Source organism: Streptococcus danieliae (assembly GCF_025447695.1).
Taxonomy (GTDB): Bacteria; Bacillota; Bacilli; order Lactobacillales; family Streptococcaceae; genus Streptococcus; species Streptococcus danieliae.
In genome coordinates, this window is record NZ_JAOBSU010000038.1 from 1 (window position 1) to 14,231 (window position 14,231).

Consider the following 14,231-nt stretch of genomic DNA (forward strand, 5'->3'; position numbering starts at 1 on the left):
CCACTCTATCTAAAAATCCCTCCCCTCTAAGGAGGGGAGGAAGGAAGATTGTCTTTATTCTATATTGTCAGTTTTCAAGGATTCCACACAACTTGACAAAGAACCTGAATTTTTAAGAATTCAAGCTTTTTTGATAGTCTGCAATAATGGCTTCTTTTTGAGCCTTGCTGAGTTTTTTGAATTGGGCTTCTGCTCTTAGGGCCTGGCTTTTGTCGGGGTAGGGTTGGGTGTAGACCAGGGTGACGGGGCGTCTCGCCCGTGTATACTTAGCCCCCTTGCCATCATTGTGCTGCTTGATTCGGCGTTCCAGATGGTTGGTGTAGCCGGTGTAGAGACTGTTGTCCCGGCAGCGAACCACGTAGATGCAGTCTCCTTTATTGGCGTCCATAGATCTCCTGAATCTCAGGCCGGTAGGAGCCGTCCTCCTCATGGATGTAGAGTGGCGGGAAGATCTTGAGGCCATCTGTTGAACCATCCTTGATTGCCTCAATTAAGATCATATTCGCTTCGCGGTTTTCCTTTGGGTAAACAAATTGGAGGCGCTTGGGTGCTAATTTGTGGGCCTGGAGTGTATTTAAAATGTCTAGTAAGCGATCTGGGCGATGGACCAGGGCCAGTCTCCCATTGGATTTGAGCACCTTCTGGGCAACGGTACAAATCTCTTCCAAATTGGTAGTGATTTCGTGGCGGGCTAGGAGGTAGTAGGGGCTCAGGTTTTTATTGGACGTTTCACTAGCCTTGAAATAGGGAGGGTTGCAGAGGATTAAATCGACCTGACTGGGAGGGAGCTCTTGGGGCAAATCTTTTAAATCCATATTCCACACCTCAACCTGCTGCTCCAAGTTATTCAAGTGAACTGACCGTTGGGCCATATCCGCCAAACGTTCTTGGATTTCTACCAAGAGAATGGAGGCCTTGGTATGCTGGCTAGCGAAGAGGCCGACAGCTCCATTGCCGGCGCAAAGATCGAGGATTTTCCCTTTCTTTGGCAATTTAGGGAAGCGAGACAGCAGAACACTGTCGATGGAGTAGGAGAAGACTTCACGATTTTGGATAATTTTTACCGGACTGGTAAACAACTGATCCAGCCGTTCCCCCGGAAGCAATTCAATTTTACACATAAAACCATTATAGCATTTTATCAAAGAAAGCAGGCAACCGAATCGGTTGCCTGACTGAAGCGTTTAAATTTCCTGGTAGTTAACGTCGAGAGCCCGCTGGACGGCTGGTCGCTGTGCGATTTTTGCGGTCCAGGCTTGGAGGTTTTGGTATTCCCCTACATTGAGGAAGTGGCCGGCCTTGTCCCAAATCTTGTCTTGGGCGAGACGGCCGTACCAGGACCAGATGGCAATATCAGCGATACTGTAGCTGTCACCGGCGATATAGGGTTTGTCGGCCAATTCCTTGTCGAGGAGGTCCAACTGGCGTTTGGTTTCCATGGCAAAGCGGTTAATGGCGTATTCAATCTTTTCCGGTGCATAGTGGAAGAAATGGCCGAAACCTCCGCCTAGGAAGGGAGCAGCACCTGTTTGCCAGAAGAGCCAGTTGAGGACTTCATTACGGTCTGCGGGATCTTTGGGCAGCAACTGCTCAAATTTTTCAGCTAGATAGAGCAGGATATTGGCAGATTCAAACACGCGCACTGGCTTGTCAGCAGACAAATCGAGCAAGGCTGGAATTTTTGAGTTGGGATTGATGCTAACAAAGTCCGAACCAAATTGATCGCCATCGCCAATCTTAATCCGGAAGGCATCGTAATCAGCCTCAGCAATCCCCAACTCTCGTAGCTCTTCAAACATGATGAGGGCTTTAATGCCGTTTGGCGTTGAAAGCGAGTAGAGTTGGAAGGGGTTATCGCCCTTTGGCAAGGTCTGCTCGAACCGACTTCCAGCTGTGGGTTGGTTGAGCCCACCCCAGGCTCCGCCGAGGTTGGCAGGGTTCTCCCAAATTTCAGGTACTTTGTATTGAGACATAGCTTTCTCCTTGTTTTTTCTACTGTTATGCTATCAGATTCAAGGAGTCATTTCAAGTTTTTACTACGGCACAAAAAACTGTACGGATCTCGCACAGCTTTTTGCCTATTCTCTCCTTAGCTGGTCGCCATCATATCTTTGGGATAGTAGCGTTTGGAGAAGAGGATGAAAATAAGTGTAAAGATTGTCGCAAGAACCAGGTAGACTGGCCAGGTGTTGGCTGTTAGGCTACCGATATGCAAGAGTCCTTTGAGAAAATGAGCCGAGAGGAAGAAACCTCCAACGGACCAGATGATCAAACCTACACGCCAGAGGTTGAGCGGGAGGCAGGCCCGAATAACGGCTAGGAAGGAAATCGTTCCGAGTAGGTAGTAGGATAGGGTTGCAATCTCCACACTGGACCAACCAACAATGCTTCCATAAATTTGACTAAAGAGGACAGATACAATAATCATGACCGCATTAGGTAGAGCCAGGAACATAGATTTCTTGAGGAAATGAGGCTCAACTGGCTTGATGTTGCGCTCGAAGGTTAACACAAATGGTGGGAAGCCTTCGACAAATTGGTCAACCAGGGTAATCTGGATCGGGATGAATGGGAAAATCATAATCCAATCGGCCCGGAAGAAGAGGATGGTTGCCATACAGATTAAGCTCAAGACAAAGGAATAGATGGTTTTGATAAAGAAGATTGGCGCGATGAGTCCAATATTGTTGACCACTCGGCGACCTTCAAAGAGGATTTCAGGGACATCGTTAAAGTCTGAGTTGAGGAGGACTAGGTTGGCAATCTGCCGGGTTGCTGGATCTCCTTCAGCCATAACGATGGAACAGTCAGCCTCACGGAGAGCGAGAATGTCATTGACCCCGTCTCCAGTCATGGCAGTGGTATGACCAGCAGCCTTGAGAGTCTGAATAATCAAGCGTTTTTGATGAGGGGAGACGCGACCAAAGATAGCTGTTTGAGCTACGGCTGCTTCTAACTCTTCATCTGTAACCTTAGAACAGTCCAGGTATTGTCTATAGTTGTGGAAGCCGGCTTTGGCAGCCACATTGGATACAGTAACGGGGTTGTCTCCAGAAATAATCTTCAGATCAACATTTTGGGAGCGGAGATACTCGAGGGTTTCGGCAGCTCCTTCACGAACGGGATCTGAGATTTCCAAAACAGTCAGTGCCTCAAGGTTGTCCGGTAGAGCCGGCTGTTCAAGGTTGAGGTCATCTGGGCTCCAGGCAAAGGCGAGGACCCGTGATCCTCGTTCTTGGGCAGCTTGGATAAAATCATTGGTTCCGCTGATTAAGAAGTCGGTTGCTCCCAGGTAAAAACTTCCCTTATCGGCAAACTGAATGGCTCCCCATTTGCGGTCGCTAGAGAAAGGAATGTTTGCGACCAATTGAGCGGGATTTGCTGGTTCTGTGACAAATTGGCGAATGGCCCGTGAGGTTGGGTTTTTATCCTCGGAATGGCTCATATAGTGGGCTAGATTTTCTAAAATTTCTTGGCGGGAGTGGTCTTCGGAGAGGATTTCCAAGTCTTCAACGGTCATTTTCCCTTCGGTGATGGTCCCGGTTTTGTCCAAACAAAGGGTGTCCACACGCGCCAGGGTTTCGACGGAATACATTTCCTGAACCAAGACCTTGCGCATTCCAAGCTTGATGACAGCGGTTAGGAGGGAAGTGATGGTTAAAAGAGCAATCCCTTTTGGTAGCATGCCCAAGAGGGCAGTGGAGGTATTGACTACTGAATCTTTTAGCGGAAGCATCTTCATGACAAAGGCTTCCAAGAAGAGAATTAGTCCAAAGGGAATAATGATTTTTCCGGTGAAGTTGGCGATCTTGTTCAACTCGGCTAAGATTTTGGAGTTGATTGGTTTGACGACCTTGGCTTCGGTCATCAATTTGGCTGCATAGTTGTCAGCTCCGACGCGAATGATTTGCGCATGAACTTGGCCGGATGCTAGGAAGGAGCCAGAGAGTAATTCGTCACCGATATTTTTCGGAACGAGGTCACTTTCTCCTGTCAGCATGGCTTCATTGGTTTCGGCCATGCCTGAGAGAACCTGGGCATCACTGGGGACCTGCTCACCTGCTGCTAGCAGGATTACATCATCCAGGACTAATTCTTCTGAATCAATAGCGGTGAGTTGGCCATCACGATAGACTTGAACTTGCTCTTTATTGAGCAGGTTGAGTTTATCGATCATGTGCTTGGCCCGCAACTCTGTAACAATTCCCGAGAAGGCGTTAAAGCAGATGACTGCAAAGAAGACCAGGTTGGACCAGGCTTGAACGGCCATCAAGGCGAGGGCAATGGCAAAGTTCAGAGCATTAAAGAGGGTGAAAACATTCCTCTTGATAATGTCCCAGGTGCTGGTTGAAGCATCGGCGTTAAACTGGTTGACTTGGTTGCGCGCCCGGCGCTCGTCAACTTGGACTTGCGTTAGTCCCATCAATTGTTCTTTCTTATCCATACCTCCTATCTTATCAGATTTGTTATAAAAATACTATTTGCGTGCTGTAAAAGCTTGGGGTATAATGTCAAAAAAAGGTTCCCTAGAATCCTATAAAATGATCAGGAAGGTGACCTATCCGCAGAAAGCAAAACGTAAGGCGGATAGGTTCCTAGGGAACTCGTGCCAGTCTTTTCCTATTAGAGGATTCGTGCTGGTAGCCTAAGAAAGGAAATTCTCTTTCTTTCTCAATCATTAGGATGGTTGTTTACGTTTTAGAGAGCAGAAATGATGTTTTATGCCTATCTGCGAAGTCTGGTAGCCCTCTTGTTATGGGCTGTGAATGGACCCACGCGCTATGAAAATCTTGACAAATTACCCGATCCCGAGAGCAACTATGTGCTGGTAGCTCCCCACAAAACGCTTTGGGATCCTGTTTACCTAGCCTTTGCGGCTCGGCCCAAACGCTTTATCATCATGGCCAAGCAGGAGTTGTTTGCCAATCGTGTGCTGGGTTGGTGGATTCGGATGTGTGGCGCCTTCCCCGTGGATCGGGAGAATCCCAGCCAAGAAGTCCTCAAATACCCTGTCCGGATGCTGCGCAAAAGTGCTTTTTCACTTATGCTTTTCCCATCGGGCTCTCGTCATTCTTCAGAGCTGAAGGGCGGTGTCGCGGTGATTGCCAAAACAGCCAAGGTGCCGATTGTACCAGCCTTTTACCAAGGGCCGACAAGCATTGGGGGGCTTTTGAAGGGTGAGCCGGTCACCATTCGGATTGGGGACAGCCTGGACATTAGCGACATCAAACGGATGAATGCGGAGGGGGTCAACTGTGTCGCTGAACGAATCCAAGCCTCTTTTCAACAACTGGAGGCCGAGATTCAACCGCAAAAACGCAGCCTTTTAACCTGGTTGCTCCTGCCCATCCGCCTAGTGGTCTTGCTGCTAGTTGTGGTGCTGATCCTCTTGACGGTCCTCTTTAGCTGGATCGCCTCTTTTGTCTACCAACCCAATCTTGATGTGGATTAGTTTTTTTCTTTTTTCTCCGAATAAAAAAGTAGGAGGAATGCTCATGCACAATTGGAAAGAACTACTTCGCCAAAATGCCTTGCCACTGCTCCTGGTTCTGGGAGTGGTGGCTTTTTTGATCTATAAACAGCTGACACCGGAGACCCAATCTCAAGCCAGCACTCCCTTGCTGTCGACGACGAAGGCGACACAAAGCAGCTCGGCCTCATCGCAGGTAGGGACCGAGACTGGGAAGATTACGGTGGATGTCAAGGGCGCTGTGCAGAAGCCGGGGGTTTATGAATTAGTAAGTCCGGCACGTGCTCAGACAGCCATTCAAAAGGCGGGTGGCCTAACGTCGGAGGCTGATCCCAATGGCCTTAATTTGGCACAACTGCTCAAAGACGAGGCCATTGTTTATGTCCCTCGTCAAGGGGAAGCGCCAGCAGTTGCGGCGACGGGCTCGGCTGGACCGGTTGGGTCTCTTGGGGCCAGCTCGGCTGACTCTGGCAAAATCAAGCTCAACCAGGCCAGTGCTGAAGACTTGCAAAAAATTCCCGGCATCGGTAAGAAACGGGCCGAAGATATCCTAGCCTTTCGCAACCAAAATGGCGGTTTCAAATCGATTGACGATTTGAAACAAGTATCCGGCATTGGTGAGAAAACCTTGGAAAAAATCAAGGATCATGTCCAGATTGATTAGGGGTTGGCAGATGGCCTTCAAACAGATTCTGCAAAACCTATCCCAGCAGCTGTCCCTGTCTCACCTAGCTTTGCTGGTAGCTTTATCTTATTACAGCTGGTGGACTGGTCATCCCCTGCTCCTAGCCCTCTGGCTCTTGGTCTGTTGCTGCCTTTATCGCAATCAGGGACGAAAGGTCTGGCTAGGGACTGGTTTGCTTCTTTTGGTTTTACTTGCAAGCTGGCAGGGGAGACTAGAGTTGGCTCACCAAAAGGCGGCAGCAGAAGTCGAGGCACCCGCCCAGGTGTTCTTGCTCCCTGATAGTTTGGTGTATGAAGCTGATAGCCTAAAAGGTCTGGCCAAATGGGATGACCATCTCTATCGTTTTAGCTACCGCTTACAGGAAGGAGAAAATCTAGCCTATTTGCAAAGAGGAGGAGGACTGCCTCTTGTCAAGATTACAGGTGAGCTGGGACAAGCACGGGCACAGGAGAATTTTGGTGGCTTTGATTACCGGGCCTATCTAGCCAATCAAGGGGTTTATCACACTCTGAAGATTAAGCGGTTAGAGAGTGTAGTCTGGCAGGAGTCTTGGAATCCGGTGGACCAGTTAAGGATCTGGCGGGCGAGCTGGATTCATTGGATCCAAGCGACCTATCCCGCAGAACTAGCTTCTTATATGACTGGTTTGCTTCTGGGCTACTTGCCGGCCAGTTTTGCGGAGCGGGGCCAGGTCTACCGTCAGCTGGGGATTTTCCATCTTTTTGCCCTTTCCGGTATGCAGGTTGCTTTTTTTACGAAACTTTACCGCCGCTGCTTGGCTAGATTCGGCGTAACCAAGGAGAGCCTCAATCAGCTACAATGGCTCTTTTCCTTTGCCTATGCTGGCCTAACAGGCTGGAGTCCTTCTGTCTTACGTGCGCTCGTGCAGCAACAGCTTGCCCTATTGGGCCTGCGGGGCATGCAACAGTTTTGGAGTCTGATTCTACTGATGGCGGCCTTTACCCCTCAGTATTTTCAAGATATGGGCGCCCTTTTATCGCTCCTTTTTACCTTTATCTTGCAGGTTTTAGCCCAAGATCGTCGCTTAGCCAGTGGTTGGAAACAAGCCCTAATCCTAGCCTTAGCCAGCCTACCCATTCTCAGTCTGTTTTTCAGTGAATACCAACCCTTGGGGATTTTTTTGACCGTCCTTTTGTCCTTACTGTTTGACCGCCTGCTCTTGCCGCTTTTTTTAGCCTTGATTGCTTTGGTTCCTGTGACAAAAGGAGAAGAGGTTAATAGCTTTTTACAAGGCTTGGATGGTTTTTTACAAAAGGTACAAGCTCAGTTACCCGGCCCTATTATTCTCGGTCAGCCCTCCCTCCCCCTCTTTCTATTTTTATTGGTCTGCCTGGCCTTGATGTGGGACCTACGATCCCAAAAAAGACAGGTCTACCTCTATTTGTCCCTGTTTTTGGTCGGTTTATTTTTGACCAAATATCCCCTGATCAATGAAATCACTATTGTGAACATTGGTCAGGGCGATAGTATTTTTCTTAGGGATTGGCAGGGCCGTCAGGCTCTGATTGATGTTGGAGGTAAGGTCAGCTTTGGCCCCAAACCCAAACAGCCTGAAAAAGCCAATGCCGACTATCGCTTGATTCCCTATCTCAAATCCAGAGGGATTGACCACCTAGACCAGGTTTTCTTGACCCACCCAGATGCCGACCATGTTGGTGATCTTTTGGTAGTTGATCAGGCCATCCCCATCTCCCATATCTATGTCAGCCCAGGCAGCCTCAACAAGCCCGGCTTCTTGGAAAAATTACAGGCCACCCAAGCCCAGATTCACCTCGTTGAAGCTGGTCAGACTTGGCCTCTGTTTGATAGCCAACTCCAAGCCCTCTATCCCTTGGAAGAGGGTCAGGGAGACAACAATGATTCCTTGGTTCTCTACGGCCAGTTTTATCAGACACGTTTTCTTTTTACAGGAGATTTGGAAAAAGAGGGGGAAGAGGTAGTGCTGAAAGCCTATCCTGACCTCTCGGTCGATGTCCTCAAACTCGGCCATCATGGCAGCAAGGGCTCCTCGACCCCGGAATTTTTAGACCACCTTCATCCTAGCCTCGCCCTAATCTCAGCTGGCCAAGACAATCGCTACCACCATCCCCACGAGGAAACCTTGGAACGACTCCGGGAAAGGGGGATTCCCTGGTACCGAACCGATCAGGACGGTGCCATCCGTTTCTACGGCTGGTGGAATTGGCAACTGGAAACAGTTGCCAATTCCACCCTGGAGGTAGATCTCGAAGAATAAGAAAAGAGGCTGGGACAAAAGTCTAGCCTCATTGACTTTGGTTAGCAAAATACCTTTGACGCAGTAGCTGATTGGCCTCTTCGTTCGCTTTTCAAGCTCGGAAGAGGGCCTAATCAGCCTTGCGGGGGTGAGACTACGAACTAAATTTTTTCAAATTTAGTTCTGTCCCACTCCCTTTAAAGAACTATTTGATGCGACCTGGGCGTTCTTTATAGCCGTAGTAAGCATCTTCGATGATTTCTTGCATGTGATCTACCATAGCCAAGCGTGGGTTGGCTGGGGTACATTGGTCTTCATAGGCTAGAAGGGCCAATTCACATGAATACTCTTTGAGTTCTTTTTCGTCAATACCTTGGGCTTTGAGGTTCATTTCGATGCCGATCCGTTCCCCGAGATCATAGACAGCTTGGGCATAGGAAGCCACAGCTTCTTCTGGTGTTGCAGCTGGGAGTCCGAGCATCCGAGCAATATCTTGGTATTTCTCGTCGGCCTTGTAGTAGTTGTACTTAGGCCAGGTTGCAGTCTTAGCTGGACGAGTACCGTTGTAACGGATGACGTATGGCAAGAGGATGGCGTTGGTGCGACCGTGCACTGTGTGGAAGCGACCACCAATCTTGTGGGCCATGGAGTGAGAGATACCCAAGAAGGCGTTGGCAAAGGCCATTCCTGCAATGGTTGAAGCATTGTGCATTTTTTCGCGGGATTCAAAGTCGGCATTTTTTACAGAGCTTTCCAAGTTTTCAAAGACAAGTTTGATGGCTTGAAGGGCTAAGCCGTCAGTGAAGTCATTGGCCACGGTTGAGACATAAGCTTCAGTAGCATGGGTGAGGACATCCATACCGGTGTCTGCAGTCACATGAGCTGGGACGGTCATTACTAAGGCTGGATCGACAATGGCTACTGTTGGTGTGAGGGAGTAGTCGGCAATTGGGTATTTACGGTTATTGGCTTTGTCGGAGATAACCGCAAATGGGGTTACTTCAGATCCAGTACCGGATGTAGTTGGAATGGCAATGAATTTGGTTTTCTTACCGAGTTCTGGGAATTTGAAGGCCCGTTTCCGAATGTCCATAAATTTTTGAACCAGGTCATGAAAATCAACTTCTGGTTGCTCATAGAAGAGCCACATAACCTTGGCTGCATCCATTGGCGAACCTCCTCCAAGGGCAATGATGGTGTCTGGTTTGAAAGTACGCATCATTTCAGTTCCTTTGTAGACAGTTGTAATATCTGGATCTGGTTCAACGTCAGCAAAGATTTGGTAAACAACTTTGTTACGGCGAAGATTCAATTGTTCGAGGATGCGATCTAAGAAGCCGAATTCGACCATAGAGGAGTCTGTGACAATCATCACCCGTTCAACATCCCGACATTTTTGAAGATATTGGATTGAATCACGTTCGAAGTATGTTTTTGAAGGAACTTTAAACCACTGCATATTATTTCTACGTCTTCCTACTTTTTTGATGTTCAAGAGATTGACAGCGCTGACGTTATCACCGATTGAGTTGCGACCGTAAGAGCCACAGCCGAGGGTGAGGGATGGTAGGAAGGAGTTGTATACGTCCCCAATACCGCCGAAGGTTGAAGGAGAATTCCAGATGACCCGGATGGCTTTGACCAATTTTCCAAATGCTTGGGCCAATTCAGCATCTTCAGTATGGATGGCTGCAGAGTGGCCAAGGCCATCGAATTCAACCATTTGACGGGCTTTTTCCAGGCCGTCTTCACGGGAATCGGCTTTGAGAACAGCAATAACTGGGGAAAGTTTTTCCCGCGTTAGGGGTTCTTTTGGACCGACTTGGCTGACTTCGGCTGCGAGAATGTTGGTTCCTTCTGGAACTGAGAAACCGGCTTGTTCCGCAATCCAGCTGGCTGGTTTACCTACGATGGCTGGATTCAATTTGGCCAGGGCACAGTTCTTGCCGTTAGCTTTGGCTCCGAAGCAAAATTCTTCCAGCAGAGCCTTTTCTTTTTTGTTCACAAAATAGGTATGGTAGGATTTGAACTCTTCGACGAAAGCGTCATAGATTTCTTGGTCGATAATCACGGCTTGTTCAGAGGCACAGACCATACCGTTGTCGAAGGATTTGGACATGACAATGTCATGAACAGCCTGGCGAACATTGGCTGATTTTTCAACATAGGCTGGTACGTTTCCGGCTCCCACTCCTAGGGCTGGTTTGCCACAAGAGTAAGCGGCGCGGACCATGGCATTCCCACCGGTGGCGAGGATGGTGGAGATCCCGTCATGATTCATCAGAGCGGCAGTGGCTTCCATCGATGGGTGTTCAATCCATTGGATACAGTTTTCAGGAGCACCGGCTGCGATGGCTGCATCGCGCACAACACGTGCCGCATGGGCAGAAGATTCTTGAGCTGATGGGTGGAAGGCGAAAACAATCGGATTTCTGGTTTTCAAGGAAATCAAGGCCTTGAAGATGGCAGTAGAAGTCGGATTGGTGGTTGGTGTGATCCCACAGATCACACCGACAGGCTCTGCAATCAAGGTCAGACCAGTCACATCATCCTCTTCAATGACCCCAACTGTTTTGGTGTGGCGCATATTATTGACCACATGCTCACAAGCAAAGAGGTTTTTGGTTGCCTTATCCTCAAAGACACCCCGTCCAGTCTCAGTGAAGGCATGCATGGCCAAGGTTCCGTGGGCATCTAGGGCTGCAACAGAAGCCTTAGCAACAATGTAGTCCACCTCTTCCTGGTTGAGTTTGCGCATTTCCTCAAGGGCGGTCAAGCCCTTGCTGACCAAGGCCTCAACGTGGGCTTGTGCCAATTGTTCTTTTTCTTCTTTTGAAAGTGTTTTTTCAGTCATATACTTCTCCTGACATTTGTTAATTACTTCACATTAAATATTATAACCAATTCGTTTTCGTTTGTAAAGTTTTTCACAAGAATTTTTTAAAAAATTTCAAATGGGCTGCTTGCGAAATTTTTGCTAAAATAGAAGAAAAGGGGGCAGCATGATAGCGATTCGACAAGTAGAAAAAATGACAGCAGCCGATTTCCCAGTCATAACGGTAGTAGCCGGGGAGGATGTCGGGCAATTTTCCTTATTAAAAGAAGAGGTGCTGAGGAAGATTGGTTTTGATCCAGCCGATTTAAGTATGAGTCGCTTGGATATGCGCGAAGTTACCTATGCCCAAGTGCAAGAAGAATTGGAGAGCCTGCCTTTTTTCGCCGACAGCAAATGGGTAGTATTGGACTCCTTTTTGGACTTGACAACCGGCCGCAAGCGCTATTTGTCTGACGAGGACCTCAAGCGCTTTGAAGACTATGTGCAAAATCCGAGTCCGACCACCAAGGTGATCATTTTTGCGGAAGGTAAGCTGGATGGTAAACGCCGCTTGGTCAAGTTACTCAAGCGTCAGTCCCTCCTCTTGGAAACTCAGGAACTCAAAGAAAAAGACTTTCGGACTTTTTTACAGGAGGAGTTGCAAGTTCGCAGTTGGCAGTTGGGGACTGATTTACAGGATGTTTTGCTGGAGAAATCGATGCTGAATATTAGCCTGTTACGGCAAAATCTGGCCTTTATCGAGAATTATGGCTCTCCGGCTTCCCTGACTCTTGAAGAACTCCGGCAACTGCTGCCTAAAACACTTCAGGATAATCTCTTTGATCTGACACATTATCTCTTACAGGGACGGTTGGAGGCGGCTCGTTCTTTGATGGCCGACCTACGCCTTCAGGGTAAGGATGATATCCAAATTTTGGCTCTATTGTTAAGCCATTTTCGCCTCTTTCTTTATGTGCGGTTTTTGAGTCCCTTAACAGAGGCCAACTTGGTCGCTGAATTAAAGCGGTTGACAGGGAACAGCTACAATCCTTACCGGGTCCGTTTTGCCCAAAGAGATAGCCAAAACCTGCCGACAATTTATCTGCGAACCATTTACCAAAAGATTATTCAAACGGATTATGAGATGAAAACGGGGCTTTATGACAAGGCTTACCTCATGGATTTGTTGATGATTGAGATGGTACAAGGTCTCAAGCAGAAAAATTGAAATGACAGCGTTTTTTAAGTATGATGAAATAAGAAGAAAGAAAGAGGTGGACTATGTCTTATACAGTACCTGAATTGCCATATGCCTACGATGCTTTGGAGCCTTACATTGATCAGGAAACCATGCATTTACACCACGATAAGCATCATCAAGCTTACGTGAACAACTTGAATGCAGCTTTGGAAAAACATCCTGAAGTTACTGCAGATGTTGTGGACTTGTTGAAGGATGTTGACAGCATTCCTGCAGATATTCGTCAGGCTGTGATCAACAATGGTGGTGGTCATGTGAACCACTCTTTATTCTGGGAAATGATGACGCCAGAAGAAACAGCGCCATCTGCTGAGCTAGCAGCAGATCTTGAGGCGACTTTTGGTTCTATGGATGCCTTCAAAGAAGCCTTTGCGGCGGCTGCGGCTACTCGCTTTGGTTCTGGTTGGGCTTGGTTAGTCCTTAATGCTGAAGGGAAATTGGAAGTGGTTTCGACTGCCAACCAAGATAACCCAGTGTCGAATGGCCAAGAACCACTTCTTGGTTTGGATGTTTGGGAGCATGCTTACTATGTCAGCTACCGGAATCTTCGCCCAGACTACATCAAAGCTTTCTGGAATGTAGTTAACTGGAACAAGGTTTCAGAACTCTACGCCGCAGCAAAATAAACTACTAGATTATCGAAAAGAGCAAGCCGGTTGGCTTGCTCTTTTGTCGTTTATGGCTTACGCTTCTTTTCCAAGTAATGATGAACAACATAGGCAGAAGAAGTAGCGGCGATTACATTCCACCATTTAAAGGGCATGGACAGGAGTCTGGTTAGGATAAAGCTGATGCTGAGGGTTAGGAGGTTTCCTAGCAATAAAATTAGAAAATATTTTTTTTGTTCATCATAGTTTAGAAATTAATTCGACCATTATTTGGTACAGAGTCTCGTGCATCCCATTGTTGGGCTAAATAGGTTCCTGGGGAGAATAGGTTTACAGCGTAGTCGATGAAGACACTGTTTACAATCCATCCTCCTAGGTATTGGGATACTGCAGAGCGAATAGCACTTTTCACAGCATGGGCCCCCTTAACTTTAATAAGATTTGCAAGTCCAGAAACGGTACCTCCTAGAGCAAGAGGGCACCTCTAAAAACTAAATTTCTGAAAATCTAAATGTTGATTTATCAAGGTTTGAGTGATTCAATTTGAAGAAAAACTGGGGTTTTTAGAGGTCCCCAAGAGAAATTGCGGTATCGATAGCTGCCCCCATTTGTCCAACTGTAACTCCTTGCCAAGCAACCCGAAAAGGTGAGTTATCTGATGGTAGGCTGTAATCTCCCTGAAGTTGGCGTTCAATGACTTCTTCAATCCAATCTTTCGAAACATCTGGGTGTAAGCTTTGAATATCATCTGCTAATAAGTCGATTTGTTCCTCTGTTAATGAGTTAGTGGGAGTGATGTTGGTATCACTAGTTGTTACTTGGGGTAGCGTCTCGAAAGCATAGACTGTTGAAACATTAGGGGCTATGGTTGAAGCTAAGATGGTTGTTAAAAGAATTGTTGAAATAATTGTCTTACTTTTTTTCATAGTGAGCCTCCTTGTTTGGGGTGAAGGGATATGAAATGTTGATTTGGGACTTCAAATAGTATCGTATCCGAATTTTTAACCTTTCTAAGAGAGTGTACAATATCTTGTGTAAACGCAAAAAAGGAATAAATCCTGTTATAGTAGAGTTAGACTAAAAATACTACTAGAAAGATTTATTCCCATGACCCAGTTTATCACAGATTTAACCACATTTCTAGCTAATCATTCAG

Annotated in this window: 11 protein-coding genes and 1 pseudogene; 5 read left to right on the forward strand and 7 right to left on the reverse strand. The window is 47.3% G+C overall.

The annotated features are described in order from the left end of the window. Positions 1 to 112: 112 nt before the first annotated feature. The 4 genes from N4310_RS03940 to N4310_RS03955 form a co-directional block, all read right to left on the reverse strand. Positions 113 to 388 (reverse strand): GIY-YIG nuclease family protein, encoded by a 276-nt coding sequence (locus tag N4310_RS03940; protein WP_160333443.1) that lies wholly within the window; start codon positions 386 to 388, stop codon positions 113 to 115. Further along, positions 375 to 1,121, reverse strand: coding sequence for a tRNA1(Val) (adenine(37)-N6)-methyltransferase (locus N4310_RS03945; protein WP_262092142.1), 747 nt, complete (start codon positions 1,119 to 1,121; stop codon positions 375 to 377). Before N4310_RS03945 ends, N4310_RS03940 begins: the two co-directional genes overlap by 14 nt. 63 nt (positions 1,122 to 1,184) lie before the next feature. Next, on the reverse strand, positions 1,185 to 1,973 hold the full coding sequence (gene yghU / locus N4310_RS03950; protein WP_262092143.1) for a glutathione-dependent disulfide-bond oxidoreductase: 789 nt from the start codon (positions 1,971 to 1,973) through the stop codon (positions 1,185 to 1,187). 116 nt (positions 1,974 to 2,089) lie between these two features. Continuing rightward, positions 2,090 to 4,444, reverse strand: coding sequence for an HAD-IC family P-type ATPase (locus tag N4310_RS03955; RefSeq protein WP_262092144.1), 2,355 nt, complete (start codon positions 4,442 to 4,444; stop codon positions 2,090 to 2,092). Positions 4,445 to 4,714: 270 nt separating this feature from the next. Between N4310_RS03955 and N4310_RS03960 the strand changes: the two genes are divergently transcribed. Genes N4310_RS03960 through N4310_RS03970 form a run of 3 tightly spaced genes read left to right on the forward strand, consistent with a single transcriptional unit; the run spans position 4,715 to position 8,412 of the window. Then, positions 4,715 to 5,452 (forward strand): lysophospholipid acyltransferase family protein, encoded by a 738-nt coding sequence (locus N4310_RS03960; RefSeq protein ID WP_262092145.1) that lies wholly within the window; start codon positions 4,715 to 4,717, stop codon positions 5,450 to 5,452. Between the two features lie 43 nt (positions 5,453 to 5,495). Continuing rightward, positions 5,496 to 6,134: a helix-hairpin-helix domain-containing protein gene (locus tag N4310_RS03965; protein ID WP_262092146.1), complete on the forward strand. Its 639-nt coding sequence runs from the start codon at positions 5,496 to 5,498 to the stop codon at positions 6,132 to 6,134. After that, positions 6,118 to 8,412, forward strand: coding sequence for a DNA internalization-related competence protein ComEC/Rec2 (locus tag N4310_RS03970; RefSeq protein ID WP_262092147.1), 2,295 nt, complete (start codon positions 6,118 to 6,120; stop codon positions 8,410 to 8,412). Before N4310_RS03965 ends, N4310_RS03970 begins: the two co-directional genes overlap by 17 nt. A 184-nt stretch (positions 8,413 to 8,596) precedes the next feature. Here the strand turns inward: N4310_RS03970 and adhE are convergent, their stop codons facing one another. After that, positions 8,597 to 11,245 (reverse strand): bifunctional acetaldehyde-CoA/alcohol dehydrogenase, encoded by a 2,649-nt coding sequence (gene adhE / locus N4310_RS03975; RefSeq protein WP_262092148.1) that lies wholly within the window; start codon positions 11,243 to 11,245, stop codon positions 8,597 to 8,599. Between the two features lie 148 nt (positions 11,246 to 11,393). On the opposite strand from adhE, the gene holA reads away from it, so the two are divergent. Together holA and N4310_RS03985 are read left to right on the forward strand one after the other, a co-directional pair. Next, positions 11,394 to 12,434, forward strand: coding sequence for a DNA polymerase III subunit delta (gene holA, locus N4310_RS03980; protein ID WP_262092149.1), 1,041 nt, complete (start codon positions 11,394 to 11,396; stop codon positions 12,432 to 12,434). A gap of 53 nt (positions 12,435 to 12,487) precedes the next feature. Continuing rightward, complete coding sequence (locus N4310_RS03985; RefSeq protein WP_179923741.1) at positions 12,488 to 13,093, forward strand: superoxide dismutase; 606 nt, start codon at positions 12,488 to 12,490, stop codon at positions 13,091 to 13,093. A gap of 229 nt (positions 13,094 to 13,322) precedes the next feature. On the opposite strand, the pseudogene N4310_RS03990 reads toward N4310_RS03985, so the two are convergent. Next, positions 13,323 to 13,550 (reverse strand): annotated as a pseudogene (locus tag N4310_RS03990) (hypothetical protein); the annotation flags it as partial. An 88-nt stretch (positions 13,551 to 13,638) separates the two neighbouring features. Continuing rightward, a complete protein-coding gene (locus N4310_RS03995; RefSeq protein WP_420832891.1) occupies positions 13,639 to 14,001 on the reverse strand; it encodes a hypothetical protein in 363 nt (120 codons plus the stop codon). Positions 14,002 to 14,231 lie beyond the last annotated feature (230 nt).

Excerpts from the sequence above, each read along its gene's own strand:
- N4310_RS03940 (WP_160333443.1), bottom strand. The coding sequence starts at position 388 with ATGGACGCCAATAAAGGAGACTGCATCTACGTGGTTCGCTGCCGGGAC.
- yghU (WP_262092143.1), bottom strand. The coding sequence starts at position 1,973 with ATGTCTCAATACAAAGTACCTGAAATTTGGGAGAACCCTGCCAACCTC.
- N4310_RS03945 (WP_262092142.1), bottom strand. The coding sequence starts at position 1,121 with ATGTGTAAAATTGAATTGCTTCCGGGGGAACGGCTGGATCAGTTGTTT.
- N4310_RS03970 (WP_262092147.1), top strand. The coding sequence starts at position 6,118 with ATGTCCAGATTGATTAGGGGTTGGCAGATGGCCTTCAAACAGATTCTG.
- N4310_RS03985 (WP_179923741.1), top strand. The coding sequence starts at position 12,488 with ATGTCTTATACAGTACCTGAATTGCCATATGCCTACGATGCTTTGGAG.
- N4310_RS03995 (WP_420832891.1), bottom strand. The coding sequence starts at position 14,001 with ATGAAAAAAAGTAAGACAATTATTTCAACAATTCTTTTAACAACCATC.
- adhE (WP_262092148.1), bottom strand. The coding sequence starts at position 11,245 with ATGACTGAAAAAACACTTTCAAAAGAAGAAAAAGAACAATTGGCACAA.
- N4310_RS03965 (WP_262092146.1), top strand. The coding sequence starts at position 5,496 with ATGCACAATTGGAAAGAACTACTTCGCCAAAATGCCTTGCCACTGCTC.
- N4310_RS03960 (WP_262092145.1), top strand. The coding sequence starts at position 4,715 with ATGTTTTATGCCTATCTGCGAAGTCTGGTAGCCCTCTTGTTATGGGCT.
- holA (WP_262092149.1), top strand. The coding sequence starts at position 11,394 with ATGATAGCGATTCGACAAGTAGAAAAAATGACAGCAGCCGATTTCCCA.
- N4310_RS03955 (WP_262092144.1), bottom strand. The coding sequence starts at position 4,444 with ATGGATAAGAAAGAACAATTGATGGGACTAACGCAAGTCCAAGTTGAC.